Consider the following 23053-nt stretch of genomic DNA (forward strand, 5'->3'; position numbering starts at 1 on the left):
GCTGTTTGAAAAACACACAATAGATGACTTTTAAGAAGCGTAAAATACTAGCATAAAAACCCACGACAAGATGTGACGTGAAAGTTTGGACGCTTTGCTTTTTGATCTCTTCAGAAGCTAATGTCAGGTTTTTTGATTAATCAATTATAATGCCATTCGTTCTGCAAAACTTCTTTCAATTTCATCTGCTACGAAGAACTGAACCGTACCGGTTTTTTCGGAGAGATTTTTATTAAAGTTAGGTCACCTGACCTAACGGGCTCATCTTATCATAGTACATTGCTTCAAACTCAAATGGCGATACATAAGCTAGAGCACTATGTACACGCTTTTTATTGAACCAATCCACCCAGTTTAATGTCGCAAGTTGTACATCTACCAAACCTTGCCAATCTGCTTTTAGATATTCAATCACCTCTGTTTTGTATAAGCCATTCACCGTTTCAGCCAAAGCATTATCGTATGAATCACCAGTCGTACCGACTGATGCTCGTAAATTTGCTGCTTCTAAACGATTGGTATAGCGGATGGAAAGATATTGCACACCTCTATCGGAATGATGGATCACGCTCTTTGGCATGCCTCGATCATTCAATGCTTGCTCCAATGCATCGAGCACCATATCTGTATTCATTCGTGTAGATACTTTCCATCCAACAATGGCTCGTGAGAACACATCAATAATAAAGGCGGTATACACCCAGCCTGAATTGGTTCGAATATACGTGAAGTCAGCCACCCACAGTTGGTCAGGATGATCAGCAGTAAAATTGCGTTTCACCAAGTCAGGTGCAGAAGGAAGTTTACTTCGCCGTTTACACGGCTTTTCCAGTCGTGCCGACATTGAGCTACTCGAACAGATGTTTGTGGTATGTTTAAACGCACTGGATGAAATGCTTGAAGTGCCTCAGCACTCATCAAGTGCTACAACAGGTCATGAATCAAATTTCAGATAATATTCCACCTGATTCTTTTGAGCTTAAGCTGATGTGTCCTGTTGGGTGGTATGCTGGCGTGTTTCAATGGCAAATTTGAGTAAAGATGCGCTGCGGTAAAAACCATGTGCGAACTTTCCAAAAGGCATGGTAATAAAGAAGGTCATGACTGTTGCTAAGTGGAAAATTAGTAAAAGCGCCATGTATGGAGAATTACGAAATGCCATGAGCGCTAAGCCTGAAGCACTGACTAAAATTAAAAGGAAAATAAAGCCTCGATCTACAGGTTTTTGCTCGCGGTCACCATGCAGTGGATGGCGTTTAAGATTTAAATAGAGCAGGCCAGATGGCCCAACCACTAAGCCGATTCCACCTAGCGTACCCAAAATAACAGGCAAGCTTAGGTAAGGATAAGGTGCATGGAGGTTAAGGAAATAGTGATATAAAGTCGCTACACCTGTGGCTGCAAAGCAAAGCATAAAGCCATAAAACGTCAGGTGATGGAACACACGACGAATGTGTGTGTAACGGTCATCTTGCTCATTACAGCCTTTGCCATGTCCACCATCTAAATATTTAAGCATTAACACATTTTGAGAGGCTTGAACCAGATCGGGTTTCTCAACTTTGCCGTGAATGACTTTAGATGTTTGTTGCCAAAATTTACCAATTCCAATACCGAGTAAAACAATGGCAACTGTAAAGGTCGCTCCAAACAATAGAGCCAAAAAGTTATGCGGTAAAATCGCATAGAAATTACCTTGATAGCCTGCAAACAGGTCAATACCTTTGTACCGCACCATAGCGAGCATGTATAAAAAGAAAATAAGTGTTAATACCGAAATAAAAGGAATTCCCACAGATTTATAAAGTCGCCCTAAAGGTTGCGGGGTCGCAAACTCTTGGTAAGTTTCTAAACGTACTTGCGCCATCGCTTTAGGAATGTTTACCCCAAACTCGTGTGGCGGGGCATACTGGCAAGCGTGTAAACACGCACCACAGTTATGGCACAGGTTTGCGAGATAATGAATATCGGCTTGATTAAACTCAAGGCGCTTGGTCATGGCGGCAAACACGGCACAAAACGACTCACAGTAACGACAAGCATTACAAATCTGTAGCGCTCTTTGAACTTCCTGCTCATGCTCAGAGAGCTGAACAACTGGAATTAGGGCTTGAGTACTAGCATTCATGTTCAACTCCTTGTGAAAGTGCATAGCGGGCTGCATTTTTTCCGGCAATGCGTCCAAAGGTCGTGCCGATCGACATGCCAACGCCTGCGGTATAACCCTGACCAAGTACGTTACCTGCCATCATTTCACCTGCCACAAATAAGTTGCGGCTGGCTTTATTGTTAAAACGCACAGCAGCATCGTCTTCGACTTTTAAGCCTAAATAAGTAAAGGTAATGCCGGGTTTAAGCGCATAGGCATAGAAGGGCGGGCGATCGAGCGGAACGGCCCAATGGGTCTTGTTGGGAACGATATTTTGAGTGGTACAATCGTCTAAGACCGTATGGTTAAAGGTGCCTTGTACGCAGGCTTGATTAAATTCGTCTACGGTATGGCATAAGGTTTTTGCATCTAACCCGATTTTTTCGGCCAGCTCTTGAATGCTATTTGCTTTTACCCCCGCAAATACAGGTGGCATAAAGCGACCAATGGCTTTTGAATCAATAATGGAATAGGCGATTTGCTGTGGCTGTTTGGCCACAAGGCGACCCCAAATCGCATAACGTTTTGGCCAGAAGTCTTCGCCTTCATCGTAAAAACGTTTGGCCTTGTTATTAACCACAATTCCCAGTGAAACGCAGTCAATACGGGTGCAGATGCCGCCGTCATATAACGGTGCGCGTGCATCTACAGCCACACAGTGCGATTGCGATGGATCACCAATCATATCGGCGCCTCGATCGATCATAAATTTGAGTAAGTTACCTTGATTAAAGCGGGTTCCGCGGATAATGAAATTATCGGCAGGCCATTCGCCGTTTTCATTTCGTCCCCATGCTGCCCTTAACCATTCTAAATTTGACTCAAATCCCCCGGCGGCCAATACACAGCTTTTTGCTTGAAACACACGGCCATCTTCTGCAATTGCAGCTTCAAAATGTCCTTGATTTAACTTGAGGTCTTTAATTTTGGTGTTGTATAAAATCTCAATACCAAGTGCTTGCGCACTTCGGTAGTAGGCGTTGATGAGGGCTTTACCACCACCCATAAAAAAGGCATTGGTACGCGCAACATGTAAAGCACCTGATAGCGGCGGCTGAAAATTGACACCATGTTTACGCATCCAGTCGCGACATGTTGCCGTGCTACGAATGACCAGACGGGCCAAGTGTTCATTGGTTTTGCCAGCAGTGACTTTAAGTAGGTCTTGCCAATATTCTTCTTCGGGATAGGCATCGACCAGTACATCTTGAGGAGCATCATGCATGCAACGGAGGTTACGAGTGTGCTGTGAATTACCACCACGCCATTCTTTAGGCGCTGCCTCTAAAACTAGCACAGAAGTACCACTCTCTTTTGCTGTGAGCGCGGCACACAGTGCGGCATTTCCACCCCCAATGACAATCACATCATGCATAGATTTCTTCCTTTTTTAGCTCAGGCTAATGTAGCTTTAAAAGGCAATATGCAGTGAGAGGCTCAGCTTGAATGGGTGTTTAGTAAAAATAAATACAAATGGCTTAAGTGTTTATAAGCTTCGCACCGGGCCAGCGATTTTCTTGAATCAGGTTGATTACACATGCACGAATCACCACTTTAGTGGCTAAAGTGGCAGGCGAGAGTTCTTCTTCAGACAAACTAATTAAATAGTTAATACGCTCAATGGCAGGTTCAACGACGCGTAGCAAACATAAATCTTGGCGTGAGTTTAATGCGGCACCCGCAGGCTGAATAGTCGCCATTTCGAGTTGGCTGATACTTTCCATCAGCAAATGCAGTCCATCAATCTCATAGGCCACTTTAAGTTGATGAATTTTTTGTTCGAGCAACAAGCGCAGGCCATGTCGTTGGCTCGGTAAAATCAGGGGAAGTTTTTTAAGCTGTGTATGCGTAATGGTTTGCATGTCGATACAACTTTCAAGGTGATACTGACTCAGCACTTCTTTAGGCGAGATTAAAAACATTTGCTCTTTGACCAAAGGCTGAATAGCCCATTGTGGATCGACATCGTCACGAAAGATGATAGCCACATCGAGCTGCCTTGCATTAACTAAAGCTTTTAAATCACCCGATAATCCTTCTATTAAACGGACTTTAATGTCGGGGTAACGGTTTCTCATGAGTTTTAAAAAATGTGTGCCAATCACAGCCGCCACACTTGGTGAAAAACCGACGGTCACATGACCACTTAAGCGTGAAGAATGCGCAGAATCTACGGCATGCTCTAGGTGCCTAAGCGCCAGTTGTACTTGTTGAAAAAATGCTAAACCCGCAGGGGTGGGGACTGTACCCAAAGTAGTACGTTGTAAAAGACGAATAGAAAGCTCGCTTTCTAATTTTGAGATTTGCTGACTTAATGCAGAAGTGCCAATATCGAGATTTTTTGCAGCTTTACCCAAACTTCCAGACTCGATCACGGCAATAAAATACTTTAATTGTTTGAGTTCCACGGCAAATACTACATTGTCCTTTGTTCATTATTCTACACGGGTTTATCGCTTTGTATTTTGTTCTATCAGGCTGCGTAAACCGCCGAAAGAATAAAGGCAACATCCTCTCAAAATGCTGCCTTTTAGAGCTTTTATTGTTTAACCTGCTCAAGACCCTGTTCTTCAATCGTTTGTGTCGCTTGAGGCGATTTTACAAATTGAATCAGTTCTTTTGCTGCTTTTGCATGTTCAGAGTGTTTACCAATGCCAGCAGCAAATACCGTGACTTTTTGGTAAGGCGCAGGAATCGGGCCGACCAAATCAACTTGACCATATTGGCCAGTAAACGGTTTGATTTCACTAATTTGCTGGAAGCCAATATCAAACTGTCCTTCAGCAATACGTTTTGCAACGCGGTCGCCGACGACTTTTTCTGCTTTACTCGAAATTAATTTGTATTCGACCGGTGGAAAGCTTGGAAAAACATCTTTTTCAAGGTGTGTACCACTCGCACTCGCTGAATAGCCAATGTGCTTGGCATTGAGTAAAACTTGTTCAAATTTTGCCGCAGAGCTAATGTCTGGCTTTGGTGCACCTTTGGGAACAGCCATGCCAATGCTTGAATTGACCAGAGCACGTTGTGAATCTGGATCGACATACCCTTTTTCTGCAAGCTTACTGAGTTCGGGAGCAGCCAGCATCACCACATCAAAACGCTCACCACGATCGAGACGGTTTGGAATTGCAGTGGGCGATGCACCCATAGATGAACCAGAAGACAGATGAACTGTGTGACCAGTTTGTTTTTCAAATAATGGAATGAGTTTTTCCATAGATGAATAAAAACCGCCAGAGCTGATCACTTCGAGCGTGTCTGCATGGGTGAATGTAGAGCCTAAACCTGCACCAGCTAAGCACATACTCAATACAATCGGAGATTTTTTCATAGTAACTCACTTGAAGGACACAAGAACACAGCACGGTTGCAATATGCACGCCGTGCTGTTCATTAAAATTTTCAAATGATGCTGATGTGTTAGACACTCAGTTTTGCCGGTTCAACAACTGCGTCAGGATTGTTCTTTTTAGCACCACGGCATAAATACAGGCTTGAGATCAGGCTACATACGGCAGCAAACATGAGCCAAAAAGCCGGAGTGCTTGGGTTGCCAGTGTGCTCAACCAAGAAGGTGCATGCCATCGGCGTCATGCCACCAAAAATCGCAGCGGCAAGACTAAATGCCAAAGAAAAGCCAACGGTACGTACGCGTTTTGGCATTACTTCTGCCAGCGTGGCAACCATGGTGCCGTTATACAGACCAAAGAAGAAAGAGAAGTACGCAAGTGCAATGATCAGGTTGGTAAAACTAATGTCACTGACCAACCAGCTTAAAACCGGATAACTGGTAAAAATTGCAAGTGTCGTAATGCCGACCAGCACAGGACGACGTCCAATTTTGTCGGAAAGCAAGCCACCCATAGGTAACCAGAAGAAATTGGATAACCCTACAAATACAGTCGCTAAAAGGCTATCTGTGATCGACATTTCTAGAGTACGTTTTGCATAGACAGTGGTGTAAACCGTAATGAAATAGAACGTGGTCGTGGTCATGGCACTCATCATCATACCGGCCAGTACAATGCGCCAATTGCTTGCCAATGTGCTAAAAATTTCTTTGGTCGTCGGATGGGTTTTTTGTGCTTTAAAGTCTTCTGTTTCTTCCAGCGTACGACGGAACACAAAAATAAGCGGAATGATCAAACATCCAATTAAAAATGGAATACGCCAGCCCCAGTCACTGACCTGAGCATGGCTCAATACCGAATTCAGCCAATAACCCAGTAACGCTGCAAATACTACTGCAATTTGCTGGCTACCCGATTGCCAACTGGTAATAAAACCACGGTTTTTGTCTGTGGCAATTTCGGCCAGATAAATCGATACACCACCGGATTCAACACCGGCAGAAAAGCCTTGCAATAATCGTCCGATCACCACCAAGATGGGTGCAATGATGCCGATCGCATCGTAACTTGGAACAAAGGTAATTAAAATAGTACCCAGTGCCATTAAACTTAAAGTGATAATCAGACCTTTACGACGCCCCACGCGGTCGACATAGGCGCCTAGAAAAATCGCCCCCAACGGTCGCATTAAAAAACCTGCCGCGAATACGGTAAAGGTCATCATAAGTGAGACGTATTCATTTTCTGAATGAAAAAACTTGGCTGCAATATAGGTTGCATAAAATCCAAAAAGAAAAAAATCATATTGTTCTAAGAAATTGCCACTGGTGACATTTAGAATTTTTTTAAACGTAGCACTACGTTTAGCAACCTGTTCCATTAAGACCTCCTTGGTCTGAAAAATGGAAACCATCACGTGTCTCTTTTTTTATGACCGCATGGTCCGTCTTAAGGTGTCGTATTGATCGTGACACAACGTCATGCAGATATTTTGGTAAGAGAGGGCGATACCGTGTTTCCAGTTCAAACGACTTATCAAAGTTTGATAAAGAACAATTCATTTATCATGTGGCAGGAATGTACGAGGAAAAACAGAAAAGGAGTGAGAGTCTAAAAGTAATTGGGTATTTAGAAAAATTAATGACCCTCTATAAAATGAGTTCGGAACACGGCCAGATTTGTGCGCGAATTAATTCTTTTACACAGGCTTTAATGGCTGATTTGGCTGCCAGTGCTGCTGGCGAAAGCTCTTCTTCTGCCAGACTGACCAGATAATTAATTCGCTCGATTTCAGGATCAATCACTTTTAAGAGCTGGATCTGGTGCTTGTATTTCTGTAAACAAGCACTTCCTGGCCGGACACTGGCCAGATCCAGATGAATCAGGCTATCCATGAGCAGGTGTAGGCCATCAATCTCATACACCACATTGAGTTGACCAATTTTGTGTTCGAGCAGTTTACGTAAACTGTGGCGCTGTCGGGGGAGGACCAGTGGAATATCCCCAATTTGCTGTGACTGAATAATGCCCGTTTGCAAGCAATCCGATAAACCATGTTTGATCAGCACTTCTTTTCGTGCCATCAGATACATTTGCTCTTTAACCAAGGGCTGAATGGCCCATTGCTTATCAATTTCATGAGTAAAAATAATGGCAATATCAAGCTGGCGCGAATTAATTGACTGAATCAGATTGCCTGACAGCGTTTCGACAATTTCTAGGCGAATATCAGGGTAGCGTTCAGACATTAATTTCATTAAAGGGATGCCAATCAATGCACTGATGGTTGGCGGAAAACCCAAACTCACATGACCAGACAGACGTGCTGAATGCGCTGCATCAATCGCAAAATTAATCTGACGCAAAATTAATTGAGAGTGTTTTAAAAAAGCAAGACCCGCGGGGGTTGGAGTCACACCAAATGCATTACGTTGTAATAAACGAATGCTGAGCTCTTGTTCTAGCTTGGTAATTTGCTGACTAATGGCAGAAGCACCGACATCTAACTTTTGAGCGGCTTTACCAATACTGCCTGCCTCAACCACGGTTAAAAAATATTTAATTTGTTTGATTTCCATACGCAGCGTTTCGCTCATGATCCATGCAAATACTGGACTGATACTGCCGTTTTCGCAGCCAGTTATACCGCATCATAGCAGGATTAAAAAACGCAACAAGCCACAGATTCTTCATTTGACCTATTCACAACTGCGCCGTGGTACGCTTATGATCAAAAATATATTTCATGACTTTTCACGTATCTGGTTTTAAGAGTATTTAGGAGATCGTTGCAACGCAAATTACAATTTACGAAGGGCCTGTGAATCGTACCGGAGCTTTAGACAGTATTCGCTCGGTTTACATACGCGATCCAGATCTAAATCTGATTGAAATTTCAAACTATACCGATTGAGACCTTAAATTTACGCCGTATCGGGTTGAGTGTAATTCTGCGAAAATAACTCGTCCTGAATCCAGTTTAAAAACATCTCGATTTTGGGAATAAATTGGTGCGTGCGCGGATAAACCAGATGATGTGCCGAAACTGGAATGGAGAATGAATCGGGAAAAACACGCACTAATTTGCCCGAATCCAGATAATTTTGAGTAAGTAAGTTACTTTCCAGCACGAATCCCAAGCCGTGTGTCGCCGCTTCAAGCGACATATAAGAGCGGTCAAAACTAAAGGTATAAGGAAATTCAGGAATACTCAGACCTTGATGGGCAAACCACTGCGGCCAAGTCACCAATGTCGAGCGTGACAAAATCAGCTCCTTTTTAAGCAAATCTTTGGGTTCGTATACCGGGCTTCTCGTCAAAAGTTTGGGTGAGGCCAGTACCTCAAGCTGTTCATTCCGAATGGTTCTGATTTCGACCCCCGTCCAGTTCGGTAAACCATGTCGAATATCGATATCAATTTTATCTCGGGTAAAGTGTAGGTTTTCGTACGAGCACGACAGATTTACCTGTAGCATCGGAAATTTTTCTTTAAACGCCTCAAGCCGTGGCAACAACCACAGCAAACCAAAGCTTGGCGATGAGTGAATGTACAGACTGTCTTTAGGGCTTTTATCTGCCGCTTTTTCTGTGGCAAGCATCAGATTGTGCAAAATGGTGGTCACTTCGTGAAAGTAGCGTTCTCCAGACGGGGTCAGCGTGACACCGCGTGCGCCGCGAATAAACAGGCTTTGTCCAATCATGTCTTCTAGTTTGGCAATCTGATGACTCACTGCTGAAGGCGTTAAATTTAGATTGTCTGCTGCTTTGGCCACATTACCTAGCCGTGCTGTTTGCTCAAAAGCCTGAAGGGTTTTGATGGACGGAATCTGATTAAAATTGTTTTCACGGCTATCCATAGTTCTGTCCGGTTTTTGCGTTTTATTTTGCTTTGATTATCTTTAGGCGTGAATTTTTTTCATGCTTTGCTGAATTCTATCGTATTGCTGCCTGCACTGAAAAGAGCGAATCTAGCGCAAAAGCACACAAATAAAGTTAAACGAAGAGGATTGAGCATGTTACTACAAGGAAAAGTGGCGTTAATTACTGGTGCAGCATCTGCACGAGGTATTGGGCGTGCAACAGCAGAAATTTTTGCACAGCAAGGCGCCAAAGTGGTGGTGGTCGATTTAGATCTTGAACAAAGCCAGCACGCTGCGCAGGCACTGGGCGAAGGTCATCTTGGGCTTGCGGCAAACGTGGCCAATGAAGAGCAGGCCAAAGCGGCAGTCGATGCGGCAATTCAGCATTTTGGAAAAATCGATATTTTGGTGAATAATGCCGGAATTACTCAGCCCATCAAAACACTCGATATTCAACGTAATGATTACGATCGCGTGCTCGATGTGAGTTTACGCGGCACATTAATCATGTCTCAAGCGGTTATCCCATCCATGAAAGCCAGTGGAGGCGGGAGTATTGTATGCCTGTCATCGGTATCGGCACAGCGTGGCGGCGGTATTTTTGGCGGACCACATTACAGTGCAGCCAAAGCAGGCGTGCTGGGGTTGGCCAAAGCGATGGCGCGCGAGTTTGGTGCAGATAATATTCGCGTTAACTCACTTACGCCCGGACTCATCCAAACCGATATCACGGGTGGACTCATGAATGATGATCGTCGCCATGATATTTTGGCCGGAATTCCACTAGGCCGTTTAGGTAAAGCGCAAGATGTGGCCAATGCTGCGCTATTTTTAGCCAGCGATTTGTCGGCCTATCTCACGGGTGTGACATTAGATGTCAATGGCGGGATGCTCATTCACTAATGGTTTAAACCAAAAATTAAAATAGAGTAACGGCCACACGAGGATAGCGTGGCCACATATACAGGGACTCAAGTAATGGATACGGTTTATTTTCAAGAATCGGATGCAGTGCGTAAATCTGCGTATCGAAAAATTGCGTTTCGGCTGATGCCATTTTTAATGTTGTGTTATTTCTGTGCTTACCTTGATCGCGTTAATGTCGGTTTTGCCAAGCTGCAAATGATGAACGATTTGCAATTTAGTGAAGCAGTATACGGTTTAGGTGCAGGAATCTTTTTTCTCGGTTATTTTTTATGTGAAGTGCCCAGCAATATTGTTTTACATAAAGTCGGTGCACGCCGCTGGATTGCCCGCATCATGATTACATGGGGTATTTTGTCGGGTTGTTTCGCCTTTGTACAAACAGAATGGCAGTTTTATACCTTGCGCTTTCTACTGGGCGTAGCAGAAGCCGGACTGGCACCGGGATTACTCCTTTATCTCACGTACTGGTTTCCATCGTACCGACGTGCCCGCATGACCGTGCTTTGGTTTATTGCCATTCCGATCTCGGGCATGATTGGCGGTCCGATCTCGGGCTTGATTATGGACCAGATGAACAATGTGCGCGGTTGGCACGGCTGGCAGTGGATGTTTGTACTCGAAGCCATTCCCACGGTTGTGGTTGGGCTTCTGGTTTTAGCAATACTTAAAGACTCGGTCAATGATGCCAACTGGTTAACAGACGACGAAAAAAGTCTGGTTAAAAAAGAAATTGCCGAAGATAACCAGCACAAACAAGGCCATGGCAGCATTAAAGATTTTGTTCGTGACCGTCGATTATGGTTACTGGCGGGTATTTATTTCTGTGTGGTGATGGGACAGTACGCCATTACCTTCTGGCTACCCACACTCATTCGTAACTCCGGAATCAGCGATAACTGGCATATCGGATTACTCACCAGCTTACCGTATATGTGTGCCATTTTTGTAATGCTCATGGCGGGCCGCAGTGGTGACCATTTTAGAGAACGCCGTTGGCATTTGATCATACCGATGTGTGCAGGTGCAGCAGCACTGACACTGGCCACTCTGTTTGTCTCTAACCTGACCGTTTCATTGATTTTCCTCTGTATCGCGGCTTCAGGTGTACTGACTGCATCATCATTGTTCTGGATGTTGCCTACCAACTTTTTAGGTGGCGTATCTGCCGCAGCTGGCATTGCAGCAGTCAACAGTTTTGCCAATCTTGCCGGATTTTGCTCACCGTATTTGATCGGTTGGGTAACGACTAATACGGGATCCAATGCCATCGGCATGTTCATTATAACCGCGGTTCTGTTGTTCGGTGCGACCTTGGTGTCTCGTGTTCCAGCAAAACTGGTCAATCGTTAAAAAGGAAAGAAAATGACAATGTTAAATATCGATCGCGCTGGGCAAATTGCCGAACTTCATCAACGCGCCTATAACATTCGCCAGCACGCATTGCGTATGGGGCAGGTACAAGGGCAAGGATACGTAGGGCAGGCACTGGGTGCAGCCGATTTACTTGCTGTGGCATATTTTCATGCCATGAAGTATCAACCTGAAAATCCGGAATGGGAAGGTCGTGACCGTTTTTATCTTTCGATCGGTCACTATGCAATTGCACTTTATGCCGCGCTGATCGAGGCCAAAATTGTGCCTCTCGACGAGCTGGAAAGCTATGGAGCTGATGACAGCCGTTTACCAATGTCAGGCATGGCCTCTTACACGCCCGGTATGGAAATTACCGGTGGCTCGCTCGGACACGGTTTGGGCATTGCAGTGGGGGCTTGCTTGGCACTCAAGCAAAAAAAATCCGATGCTTTTGTGTATAACCTGCTTTCCGATGGTGAATTAAACGAAGGCTCAACTTGGGAAGCGGTGATGTCGGCTTCACACTGGAAACTCGACAACCTAATTGCAATTATTGATGTCAATAATCAGCAAGCTGACGGCCACTCAAGTGAAATTCTGGCATTCGAGCCGATTGTAGATCGATGGGAAGCCTTTGGCTGGTTTACCCAGCGTGTTGATGGCAATGATGTACCTGCCTTGCTCAATGCGTTTGATCAAGCCAAACAGCATACCGGACAGCGCCCACGAGTAATTATTTGTGACACCAAAATGGGCAAAGGCGTATCGTTTCTGGAAAGCCGTGAAAAAACTCACTTTATTCGTGTCGATGAACACGAGTGGGATCAAGCATTAAATATTTTGACGCATTATGGTCAATAAGGAGCATTTCTGATGAGCCAGTTAACACATCCGCCAAAGAAAAAACTTACTACCTCAGCCATGATTGCTTCAATTGCTGCGGAAGGACAACCTACCAAGCCAGCGCCATTTGGTCATGCCCTTAATGCACTCGCAAAAGAGCGCGACGATATTGTCGGATTATCGGCCGATTTGTCGAAATACACCGATCTGCACATTTTTGCCAAAGAAAATCCGGATAAATTTTTTCAGATGGGTATGGCTGAACAACTCTTGATGAGTGCAGCCGCAGGTATGGCACGTGAAGGCTTTGTGCCTTTTGCAACCACCTATGCGGTGTTTGCATCGCGCCGTGCTTACGACTTTATCTGTATGGCGATTGCAGAAGATAATTTAAACGTCAAGATTGTCGCGGCTCTACCTGGCCTGACCACAGGTTACGGACCTAGCCATCAGGCTACCGACGATATCGCGATTTTTCGCGCAATGCCGAACTTGATGGTGATCGATCCATGCGATGCGCTGGAAATCGAGCAGGCCATTCCTCAGATTGCAGCGCATAAAGGGCCGGTTTATATGCGGTTATTGCGTGGTCAAGTACCTTTAGTACTCGATAAATACAACTATGAGTTTAAGCTCGGCAAGGCGCAAGTGATTAAGCCCGGCAAAGATTTGTTAATCATCTCTACAGGCTTACTGACCATGCGTGCACTTGAAGCCGCCGAAGCTTTGGCGCAAGAAGGGATAGACGTGGCAGTGCTGCACGTACCAACCATCAAGCCACTCGATGAAGACACCATTTTGCAGGAAGTGGCTCAAGGTGGACGTCCGGTACTAACCGCAGAAAATCATTCGCTGGTGGGTGGGCTTGGAGAAGCAGTAGCTGCTTTGCTGCTTAAACATGGTCAGCATCCGCGGTTTGATATGATTGGGCTGCCAGATGCCTTTTTAGATGCAGGCGCGCTACCCACCTTGCATGACCGCTATGGTATTTCGACCAAAGCAGTGAAAGACAAAATCAAGGCACATTTGGCGAAGTAATGACTCTATAAGTGTTTAAGCACGCCCCAAAGCCACGCTCAATTGAGATTAATTATCGAAAAACACGACAGCATTTATTTCAAAACAAGTTAAAAAAGTACAGCACCACCTATAAGAATTCTTTTAGGTGGTGCTGTTTTTTAAGATGCCACTAAGTAAGCTCATGGCATATACACCTCTACATGTATAGGCTTAGAAAAGTAATCAAATCAGCCAAACTGTTTACACTTTGCGAACTTCGACTTAAGTCTAAAAGATAATTCGATATTCAGTTTATTTGAATAAATTAATTATTTTCAATGAATTAATAGTTTTAATGCTAAAAAAGTAAACGTGTGAGTTTTTTATATTGTCGACAATGTGATTGCAATTTGCGTTATCTGTGCGTATTTTAACAACAGCATCGTCGTAATTGTTGACATCATCATGACCGAACTTCTTGAGCCAGCCGCGCGCGCAAGTACACAAGAAACCCTGACCGATCAGATTTTTAAAAAAATTCAATCGGCGATTGTCAGTGGTGAAATCGCAGCGGGCAGTAAAATTTCGGAGCCAGAATTGGCACGTGTTTATGGCATCAGCCGCGGGCCGTTGCGAGAAGCCATTCATCGGCTAGAAGGACAAAAACTGGTCGAGCGCACCGCACATGTGGGCGCGCGGGTGGTATCGCTGTCACATCAGCAATTGCGAGAGCTATATCAGATTCGTGAAAACCTAGAAGGTCTGGCTTGCCGACTAGCCGCGCAAAGCATCGACAAACAGCAAATCTTAAATTTGCGTGACGTATTGCATCTGCACGCGCAAGATCCCGATTTCAAAGAAGGTAAGGGTTACTATTTACAAGAAGGCCAAGACGATTTTCATTACTGCATTATTAAAAATTGTGGCAACAAAACCTTGGAAAAAATGCTCTGCGATGAACTCTATCATTTAATTCGAATGTATCGGGTGCAGTATTCCAAAACCCCGAATCGTCCGCACAGAGCACTGTCTGAACATTTACATATTTTAAACGCGATTGCCGAAGGAGATGCTGAACTGGCAGAACTTCTGATGCGCAGGCATATCGCAGCATCGTATCGCAATATCGAACAACATTTTATTTAATTGACAGGGAGAGAGACCAGCACATGTCTACAGTATCAGCAGGACAGAAATTTAGAGATGCAGTCGCCAGTGAACGTCCATTACAGGTGGTGGGTGCAATCAATGCCAACCATGCCTTATTGGCCAAACGTGCAGGCTATAAAGCCATTTATTTGTCGGGTGGTGGGGTTGCGGCGGGTTCGCTTGGTTTACCCGATTTAGGTATTAGTAATTTAGATGATGTACTGATCGATGTGCGCCGTATTACGGATGTATGCGATTTGCCTCTGCTGGTCGATGCCGACACAGGCTTTGGCGCTTCAGCATTTAATATTGCCCGTACCACCAAATCGCTAATTAAATTTGGTGCTGCCGCCATGCACATTGAAGATCAGGTCGGTGCCAAGCGTTGTGGTCATCGTCCAAATAAAGCTATTGTGAGCCAAGAAGAAATGGTTGACCGGATTAAAGCGGCGGTTGATGCACGTACCGATGAAAATTTTGTGATTATGGCACGTACCGATGCACTGGCTGTCGATGGTTTACAAGCTGCGATTGATCGTGCAGGCGCATATATCGAAGCCGGTGCAGACATGCTATTTCCAGAAGCCATTACCGAGCTTGCAATGTATAAGCAATTTGCACAGGCGACTGGCGCACCCATTTTGGCCAATATTACCGAGTTTGGTTCTACGCCACTATTTACCACCGATGAACTGGCCTCTGCCGATGTCAGCCTTGCGTTATATCCACTCTCGGCATTTCGTGCCATGAACAAGGCAGCCGAAACGGTTTATGAAACCTTGCGTAAAGAAGGCACACAAAAGAATGTGGTCGACATCATGCAAACGCGTAAAGAGCTGTATGAACGCATTAACTACTATGCATTTGAAGACTATTTAGACAACGCATTTGCGAAAAAGAAATAAATAAGCCCTCTTTGAAAAGAAGTGGAAACGATGGTCTTGGCTATCGTGAGGGCGGCATGGATGCAGCTACATTGGACGGCCTTGCACTGCTTTTAAAGCGATTAAAGCTCTGATGAGGCGCAAGGCGAAGTGGTTAATTTCGAAATAAGAAGTGAAAATGGTACGACTCCATCGTGCCTAATAAATAAATTCAGATCGATAGGAAAGGACAATCTTATGAGCTCAAATGAAACAACAACAGGCTTTAAACCAAAAAAATCAGTTGCCTTAAGTGGACAAGTGGCAGGCAACACCGCGCTCTGTACCGTCGGTCGTAGCGGTAACGACTTGCATTATCGTGGCTATGACATTTTAGATCTCGCCGTAGGCAGCCAGTTTGAAGAAGTGGCACACTTGCTGGTACATGGCAAATTACCAAATCAAGCTGAGCTTAAAGCGTATAAAGCCAAATTAAAGGCACTTCGTGGCTTACCGGCAGCACTCAAAACCGCACTTGAACAGCTTCCGCCGTCTGCTCACCCCATGGATGTGATGCGTACGGGCGTGTCGGTATTAGGCTGTTTAACCCCAGAACATGAAGACCATAACGAAGCCGGCGCAAAAGACATTGCCGATAAACTTATGGCCAGCCTGGGTTCGATGCTGCTGTACTGGTATCACTTTAGCAACAATGGGCGCCGTATTGAGGTCGAAACCGACGACGACTCAATCGCTGCGCATTTCCTGCACTTGTTGCATGGCGAAAAACCATCTGAAGAATGGATTCAGGCCATGCACACCTCACTCATTTTGTATGCAGAGCACGAGTTTAATGCATCTACCTTTACCTCACGCGTAGTCGCCGGTACGGGTTCAGATATGTACTCGGCCATTACCGGTGGAATTGGCGCGCTACGTGGCCCTAAACACGGCGGTGCCAATGAAGTGGCCTTTGTGATTCAGCAACGTTATGACAATGCAGACGAAGCTGAGGCAGACATTCGAAGCCGTGTAGAGAAGAAAGAAGTGGTGATCGGATTTGGTCATCCGGTTTATACCGTATCTGATCCGCGTAATGAAGTGATTAAAAAAGTGGCCTACGATTTGGCGCAGTCCCAGCAAAACACCAAGATGTATTTGATCGCGGAGCGTTTGGAAGCCGTGATGAAAGAAGTAAAAAACATGTTTCCAAATCTCGACTGGTTTAGTGCGGTAAGTTATCACCTGATGGGTGTACCAACAGCCATGTTTACACCATTATTTGTGATTGCACGTACCGCAGGATGGTCGGCGCACGTGATCGAGCAGCGTCAAGACGGCAAGATTATTCGTCCAAGTGCAAACTATACTGGCCCAGAAAATCTCGAATTTAAACCGTTGGCGGAGCGTGACTAATGTCAAATCCATATCGTAAACCGTTGCCCAATGCTGCACTTGGCGATACCCCGCTGGACTATTACGACGTGCGTCAGGCCGTTGAAGATATTCAGCCAGGCGCTTACCAGACATTGCCTTATACCTCAAAAGTGCTGGCCGAGCAGTTGGTTCGTAAAGCAGATCCTGCGCATCTAACCGATTATTTAAAGCAGTTGATCGAACGTCGTCAGGATCTAGATTTTCCTTGGTATCCGGCGCGTGTGGTCTGTCATGATATTTTAGGCCAAACCGCACTGGTTGACCTTGCGGGCCTGCGGGATGCTATTGCAGATAAAGGCGGTGATCCGTCTAAAGTGAACCCAGTAGTGCCGACACAACTGATTGTCGACCATTCGCTTGCGGTCGAATATGGCGGATTTGATCCCGATGCCTTTGAGAAAAACCGCGCGATTGAAGACCGTCGTAACGAAGACCGTTTTCATTTTATCGAATGGACCAAAACGGCATTTAAAAATGTCGATGTCATTCCTGCCGGAAACGGCATCATGCACCAGATCAATCTGGAAAAAATGTCGCCGGTGGTTCAGGCACGTGATGGTGTTGCTTATCCAGATACTTGTGTCGGCACCGATTCACATACTCCACATACCGATGCATTGGGTGTTATTTCGATAGGTGTCGGTGGCTTGGAAGCAGAGAACGTGATGCTGGGTCGTGCTTCTTGGATGCGTTTGCCAGATATCATTGGCGTCGAGCTGGTCGGGCAGCGTCAGGCCGGCATTACCGCGACCGATATCGTACTGGCACTCACTGAGTTTTTACGAAAAGAACGCGTGGTCGGGGCATATCTGGAGTTTTTTGGCGAGGGAGCCGACAGCATGTCGGTGGGTGACCGTGCCACCATTTCAAACATGACACCAGAATATGGCGCCACCGCAGCCATGTTTTATATCGACCAGAACACCATTGACTATTTGCGCCTGACAGGCCGTGAAGATGCTCAAGTGGCATTGGTTGAGCAATATGCTAAAGAAATCGGTCTTTGGGCATCTGAAATGACTCAAGCCGAGTACCCGCGCGTACTTCGTTTTGATTTATCTACTGTTACACGCAACATTGCAGGCCCATCTAATCCGCATGCCCGTGTTTCAACCGCCGACTTGGCAGCAAAAGGCATTGCAGGCAACTTAGATGCAGCCAAAGCACAAGAAGCAGAAGGCTTGATGCCAGATGGCGCCGTCATCATTGCGGCGATTACCTCTTGTACCAATACCTCAAACCCACGTAATACCGTGGCCGCAGGGCTACTCGCACGAAAGGCCAACGAGTTAGGTTTGGTTCGTAAGCCTTGGGTAAAATCTTCTTTTGCACCGGGGTCAAAAGCGGCAGCGCTTTACCTAGAAGAAGCGGGCGTACTCAAAGACTTAGAACAACTCGGTTTTGGTATTGTGGCCTATGCCTGTACCACGTGTAACGGGATGTCGGGTGCGTTAGATCCAGTTATTCAGCAAGAAATTATCGACCGTGATTTGTATGCAACGGCTGTACTTTCGGGCAACCGTAACTTCGACGGGCGTATTCATCCATATGCAAAACAGGCCTTTTTGGCATCTCCACCGCTCGTGGTGGCGTATGCGATTGCCGGCACCATTCGTTTTGACATCGAAAAAGATGCACTCGGCACCGACCAAAACGGCAACGCCATTTACCTTAAAGACATCTGGCCATCCGATGCCGAAATAGATGCACTGGTTAAAGAAGCGGTGAAGCCTGAACAGTTCCGTAAAGTGTATATTCCCATGTTTGATCTGGGTGAGGTTGAACAGGCCGAAAGCCCGCTGTACAACTGGCGCCCACAAAGTACCTATATTCGCCGTCCGCCATATTGGGAAGGCGCTCTGGCTGCACCACGCACTTTGACCAATATGCGTCCGCTGGCAATCTTGGGTGATAACATCACCACCGACCATTTATCGCCTTCAAATGCGATTATGATGGATTCGGCAGCAGGTGAATACTTGCATAAAATGGGCGTACCAGAAGAAGACTTTAACTCATACGCAACCCACCGTGGCGACCACTTGACTGCACAACGTGCTACTTTTGCTAACCCGAAATTGTTTAATGAAATGGTGGTTCGTTCCGACGGTACCATTAAGCAAGGTTCAAAAGCGCGTGTTGAGCCAGAAGGCGAAGTGATGCGGATGTGGGAAGCCATTGAAACCTACATGAACCGTAAGCAACCGTTAATCATTGTTGCTGGTGCAGATTATGGCCAAGGTTCAAGCCGTGACTGGGCTGCAAAAGGTGTACGCCTTGCAGGTGTAGAAGCGATTGTAGCCGAAGGCTTTGAGCGTATTCACCGCACTAACCTTGTAGGTATGGGCGTGTTACCGCTTGAGTTTAAAGCAGGTGTAAACCGTAAAACCTTAAAACTCGATGGTACAGAGCTATATAGCGTGATTGGGAATATTGCACCGCGTTCGACGTTAACTTTGGTGATTGAACGTGCTACAGCGGATGGTAAGGAAGAGATTCTGGAAGTGCCTGTAACGTGCCGTTTAGATACAGAAGAAGAAGTATCTGTATATGAAGCGGGTGGGGTATTACAGCGTTTTGCGCAGGACTTTTTAGAGGGACAGGTAGCTTGATATTTAGTCTATAGTTGATTGAAAATTATTCAAAAGAGCCCTATCTTGATGATGGGGTTTTTTATTGTATATGGATAAACAATGATTCGATTAATAAATCTTAAAAATGTTGCAAGCTATAAAAGTAATGCTACTTTAGAAACTGATAAAAAGATAAATCTTATTTATGGTTTAAATGGTGCAGGCAAAAGTACTTTTTCAAATTTTTTTCATCAAATGGTAGATCCGAAATATAAAGATTGTTCCATAGATGGTTTGGAAGATGATCATGAAGTTCTTGTATATAATCAAAAGTTTATTCAAGAAAACTTTTTTGAAGTTGAAAATTTAAAGGGGATTTTTACTCTTTCAAAAGAGAATAAAGAGGCTGAAACTAAGATTTCTAATGCTTTGAAAGAAATTGAAAAACTTAAAGATGAAGTAGAAAAACAAAAAAGTGAACTTGAGGATGAGAAAAGAATAATAGTTCGAGAACAAAATGCTGCAAAGGAAACAGTTTGGAAAATAAAAAATGATTATAGTGGTGGCGACAGGGTTCTTGAATTTTGTTTAGACGGCTACAAAGCTTCAAAAGATAGTTTATTTAATTATCTTTTAGATTTAAGTAAACCAACTATAAAACCTAAAAAAAGTATTGATGATTTAAAAAGTGACTTTCAATCTATTTCAGGTGATAACCCACAAAAGTATCTAAGCTTACCTAAAATTAATTTTTCATCTCAAAATGTAGAGATTGAATCTTTGTTAAGTAAACATATCGTAGGTAATGAAAATAGTACCGTTTCACAACTCATCAAGATGCTTGGTAACTCTGACTGGGTGAAGTTAGGATTAAAATATATACCTCAAAACAACTTAAATGAAAATTTGAATTGTCCATTTTGTCAAGAAAAGACGATCTCAAATATATTAATAGAAAATATAAAAAGTTATTTTGATGCTTCTTATGAAGCGGATATAGTAGCTTTGAATTATTTATTTAAAAATTATTCAAAAGAAATTCAATCTATCCCTAGTAAATCTACTTTTGAATCACATCCAAAGTTTGAAGTGTATAGTAAAGATTTCGAGATTAGATATCATGAATTTATAAAAATTATTGAAAATAATCATAAAATTATTGAAGATAAAATCAAGAACCCAAGTGCTTCATTTTATTTGAAAAGTTCCGTGGAAGCTCTTGAAGAATTAAATAAAGTTATTCTAGGGATTAATTCACTTGTTAATGAACACAATAAAAATATTGACCAAAAAGAAGTGGTAAGAGCAAATATAAGAAAATATTTTTGGGAAATAATGCGTTGGGAGTATGATCTAATTATTAGTTCATTTAAGACTAAAAAAATAATATTACAAACAAGAATAGATCAAATAGAAAAGAACATAACACAAAATTTAATAAAAATTGATATACAAAAAACAATTATTTATGAACAGCAAAAAAGGACAGTAAATATTGATAAAGCAATTGAAAATATAAAAGATGGTTTAATTGATTTAGGAATTAATGATTTTGAGATTAAAAAATATTCTGATAATTTCTATAAAATAATAAGGGGAAACAAAGAGGATAAAATTTTTCACTCTTTAAGTGAAGGCGAAAAAATGATTATTAGTTTTCTTTATTTTCTTGAATTATGTAGAGGGAAGAAAGAAGTAACAGAAACAAACACAAAGAAAATCATTGTTATTGATGATCCAATTTCTAGTTTATCTCATATATATATCTTCAATGTTGGAAGATTAATTAAAAATGAATTTTTTGGTACGAAAAGTACTAGAGTGAATCCTAAAACTTCTTGCAAGGAAACTACATGGAACTATAAATATGAACAAGTTTTTATTTTAACTCATAGTTTATATTTCTTCTATGAAGTTACTGAGACTAATCATGAGGTTAGGAAGGAAAATCAGAGTTTGTTCAGATTAGTAAAGAATGAAACAGGAAGTAATTTTATTCCTATGAGATATGAAGAAATCCAAAATGATTATCAAGCTTATTGGTTTGTTATAAAGGATAGCCAGCAACCGGCAGCCCTGATTGCTAATTGTATGAGAAATATAATTGAATATTTTTTTAATTTTGTTGAAAAAAGAGATTTGAATAATTTTTTCTTACAAGAGTCTTTAAAAGCTAATAGATTCCAAGCATTTTATAGATATATAAATCGAGAATCACACTCTTTAGGACAAAATATTTTTGACTTTAAAGAGTTTAATTATCAAGATTTTCGTGATGCTTTTGCAGAACTTTTTAAAGTTGCTGGGTATGAAAATCATTATAAAAAAATGATAACAATATGATTTGTTGAAAGATCATTCTAATAAAAAAAGCCCAACATCCTGTTGGGCTTTTTTCGTATTTCGTTACTAGGTATAACTCCTGTCGTACCTCACGTCCTGATGCTTAAACTTATTGTTGTAGTTTTATGTTTTGGAACGTCCTGTTCCTGTATGACTTTAGAATAGACCTAGAGCAGCAGGCTGCCAATCCGCAAAATCCTTAAAATAATGTACGTCAAAACGTACACAACTGCACTTCGCTATTAAATCATGACCGTTTGTCAGAAAGGTCAATATATAATCAAAAGTATCACGCTATAGTATATATACCATTTCTAAAATATATGGAGAACAAAAATGGTTACAGCTGGCGAAAAACCTGGAACAGGCTTCTATTTTTGTGTCCAATGCGGACATCGCGTTTACTTAGAAATTGGTACAGATCGACTACCTCCGTGTACCAAATGCCTTGGCAAGCAATTTAGCAGTAAGCTTGCCTAAGCCGCATAATACAAAACAGCTATCCGCTATTTTGAAAAATCCCTGTCAACCGACGGGATTTTTTTATTGATAATACTCAGCCATCATTCAAATAAGCAAAAAAAAGCCCAACATCCTGTTGGGCTTTTTTCGTATTTCGTTACTAGGTATAACTCCTGTCGTACCTCACGTCCTGATGCTTAAACTTATTGTTGTTGTTTTATGTTTTGGAACGTCCTGTTCCTGTATGACTTTAGAATAGACCTTTACCATTGGGCTGCCAATCCGCAAAATCCTTAAAATTTTGTACGCCAAAGCCTACAAAATTTTATTTCACCATTGGGCCTTTGGCTTAAAAGAATCGTTTAGTACGTTTGGGTTTGGTCGAGGCAATACTTTTACTAGTTTGCACAATTACTTTTATGCCGCCTTCAACAAATTCGTATTTAGACAGCTTGAAATGTAGGTTTTCATTTAAAAAAGTCCACATTGCCATGATAGAAGGAAGTTGTATGGTCATTTCAGTTTTCATGAGTGTACTGTTCTTATTTATGATGTCGCCAATTTAGCATTGCTCAAAATATTTCAATAGTACAAAGCTGTTATACAAATAATGCACTCGCGCAACAAAACGTTGATTTTTCTTTCTATTTGTAATTTTATTTTAACCTAAGATATCAGTAGCATAGTGCTAAGGTGACGTTTTTAAATAGTAATATCGGTATAAAATTTAATCTATTAACGG

General features: G+C 43.1%; 18 protein-coding genes and 2 pseudogenes. 12 read left to right on the forward strand and 8 right to left on the reverse strand.

The window, feature by feature from the left end; translation table 11 throughout:
- Positions 1 to 238: 238 nt before the first annotated feature.
- Positions 239 to 787: pseudogene (locus QLG00_RS01615) on the reverse strand (IS3 family transposase); the annotation flags it as partial.
- Here QLG00_RS01615 and QLG00_RS01620 point away from each other — a divergent pair.
- The gene (locus QLG00_RS01620) at positions 771 to 956 is read left to right on the forward strand and encodes a hypothetical protein (RefSeq protein ID WP_282470521.1); all 186 of its coding nucleotides are present in this window, start codon (positions 771 to 773) and stop codon (positions 954 to 956) included. The pseudogene QLG00_RS01615 and the gene QLG00_RS01620 overlap by 17 nt on opposite strands.
- A 23-nt stretch (positions 957 to 979) precedes the next feature.
- On the opposite strand, the gene tcuB is transcribed toward QLG00_RS01620, so the two are convergent.
- From tcuB to QLG00_RS01650, 6 genes are all read right to left on the reverse strand, one after another.
- The gene (tcuB, locus tag QLG00_RS01625) at positions 980 to 2128 is read right to left on the reverse strand and encodes a tricarballylate utilization 4Fe-4S protein TcuB (protein ID WP_282470392.1); all 1149 of its coding nucleotides are present in this window, start codon (positions 2126 to 2128) and stop codon (positions 980 to 982) included.
- A complete protein-coding gene (gene tcuA / locus QLG00_RS01630; RefSeq protein WP_282470393.1) occupies positions 2118 to 3524 on the reverse strand; it encodes an FAD-dependent tricarballylate dehydrogenase TcuA in 1407 nt (468 codons plus the stop codon). Before tcuA ends, tcuB begins: the two co-directional genes overlap by 11 nt.
- Positions 3525 to 3627: 103 nt before the next feature.
- Positions 3628 to 4557: a LysR family transcriptional regulator gene (locus QLG00_RS01635; RefSeq protein WP_282470394.1), complete on the reverse strand. Its 930-nt coding sequence runs from the start codon at positions 4555 to 4557 to the stop codon at positions 3628 to 3630.
- A gap of 131 nt (positions 4558 to 4688) precedes the next feature.
- Entirely contained in the window at positions 4689 to 5483 is a 795-nt protein-coding gene (locus QLG00_RS01640) for a substrate-binding domain-containing protein (RefSeq protein ID WP_111812966.1), read from the reverse strand.
- A gap of 89 nt (positions 5484 to 5572) precedes the next feature.
- Positions 5573 to 6883 (reverse strand): MFS transporter, encoded by a 1311-nt coding sequence (locus QLG00_RS01645; protein ID WP_004925205.1) that lies wholly within the window; start codon positions 6881 to 6883, stop codon positions 5573 to 5575.
- Between the two features lie 268 nt (positions 6884 to 7151).
- Positions 7152 to 8081, reverse strand: a complete 930-nt coding sequence (locus QLG00_RS01650) for a LysR family transcriptional regulator (protein ID WP_282470514.1) — start codon at positions 8079 to 8081, stop codon at positions 7152 to 7154.
- Positions 8082 to 8299: 218 nt separating this feature from the next.
- On the opposite strand from QLG00_RS01650, the pseudogene QLG00_RS01655 reads away from it, so the two are divergent.
- Positions 8300 to 8416, forward strand: a pseudogene (locus QLG00_RS01655) (VOC family protein); the annotation flags it as partial.
- A 10-nt stretch (positions 8417 to 8426) separates the two neighbouring features.
- On the opposite strand, the gene QLG00_RS01660 reads toward QLG00_RS01655, so the two are convergent.
- On the reverse strand, positions 8427 to 9329 hold the full coding sequence (locus QLG00_RS01660; protein ID WP_151796733.1) for a LysR substrate-binding domain-containing protein: 903 nt from the start codon (positions 9327 to 9329) through the stop codon (positions 8427 to 8429).
- A 186-nt stretch (positions 9330 to 9515) separates the two neighbouring features.
- Between QLG00_RS01660 and QLG00_RS01665 the strand changes: the two genes are divergently transcribed.
- The 10 genes from QLG00_RS01665 to QLG00_RS01710 all read left to right on the forward strand — a co-directional run bounded on the left by QLG00_RS01665 (position 9516) and on the right by QLG00_RS01710 (position 22329).
- The gene (locus tag QLG00_RS01665; RefSeq protein ID WP_004939687.1) at positions 9516 to 10265 is read left to right on the forward strand and encodes an SDR family NAD(P)-dependent oxidoreductase; all 750 of its coding nucleotides are present in this window, start codon (positions 9516 to 9518) and stop codon (positions 10263 to 10265) included.
- A gap of 75 nt (positions 10266 to 10340) precedes the next feature.
- Positions 10341 to 11639, forward strand: coding sequence for an MFS transporter (locus QLG00_RS01670; protein WP_151765491.1), 1299 nt, complete (start codon positions 10341 to 10343; stop codon positions 11637 to 11639).
- A gap of 18 nt (positions 11640 to 11657) precedes the next feature.
- Positions 11658 to 12503 carry a transketolase gene (locus tag QLG00_RS01675; RefSeq protein ID WP_111812972.1) on the forward strand — a complete coding sequence of 282 codons (846 nt, stop codon included), beginning with the start codon at positions 11658 to 11660 and terminating at the stop codon, positions 12501 to 12503.
- Between the two features lie 12 nt (positions 12504 to 12515).
- The gene (locus QLG00_RS01680) at positions 12516 to 13523 is read left to right on the forward strand and encodes a transketolase C-terminal domain-containing protein (protein ID WP_282470395.1); all 1008 of its coding nucleotides are present in this window, start codon (positions 12516 to 12518) and stop codon (positions 13521 to 13523) included.
- A gap of 426 nt (positions 13524 to 13949) precedes the next feature.
- Entirely contained in the window at positions 13950 to 14630 is a 681-nt protein-coding gene (locus QLG00_RS01685) for a GntR family transcriptional regulator (RefSeq protein WP_004948854.1), read from the forward strand.
- A gap of 23 nt (positions 14631 to 14653) precedes the next feature.
- A complete protein-coding gene (gene prpB / locus QLG00_RS01690) occupies positions 14654 to 15538 on the forward strand; it encodes a methylisocitrate lyase (protein ID WP_004929161.1) in 885 nt (294 codons plus the stop codon).
- Positions 15539 to 15754: 216 nt separating this feature from the next.
- A complete protein-coding gene (gene prpC / locus QLG00_RS01695) occupies positions 15755 to 16912 on the forward strand; it encodes a 2-methylcitrate synthase (protein WP_004948850.1) in 1158 nt (385 codons plus the stop codon).
- A complete protein-coding gene (gene acnD, locus QLG00_RS01700) occupies positions 16912 to 19545 on the forward strand; it encodes a Fe/S-dependent 2-methylisocitrate dehydratase AcnD (RefSeq protein ID WP_282470396.1) in 2634 nt (877 codons plus the stop codon). The genes prpC and acnD overlap by 1 nt, the downstream gene beginning before the upstream one ends.
- A gap of 81 nt (positions 19546 to 19626) precedes the next feature.
- The gene (locus QLG00_RS01705) at positions 19627 to 21849 is read left to right on the forward strand and encodes an AAA family ATPase (RefSeq protein ID WP_282470397.1); all 2223 of its coding nucleotides are present in this window, start codon (positions 19627 to 19629) and stop codon (positions 21847 to 21849) included.
- Positions 21850 to 22185: 336 nt separating this feature from the next.
- A complete protein-coding gene (locus QLG00_RS01710; protein ID WP_004939665.1) occupies positions 22186 to 22329 on the forward strand; it encodes a zinc ribbon-containing protein in 144 nt (47 codons plus the stop codon).
- Positions 22330 to 23053 lie beyond the last annotated feature (724 nt).

The sequence above is a fragment of the Acinetobacter sp. V89_7 genome (assembly GCF_029967895.1).
Lineage (GTDB): Bacteria > Pseudomonadota > Gammaproteobacteria > Pseudomonadales > Moraxellaceae > Acinetobacter > Acinetobacter soli.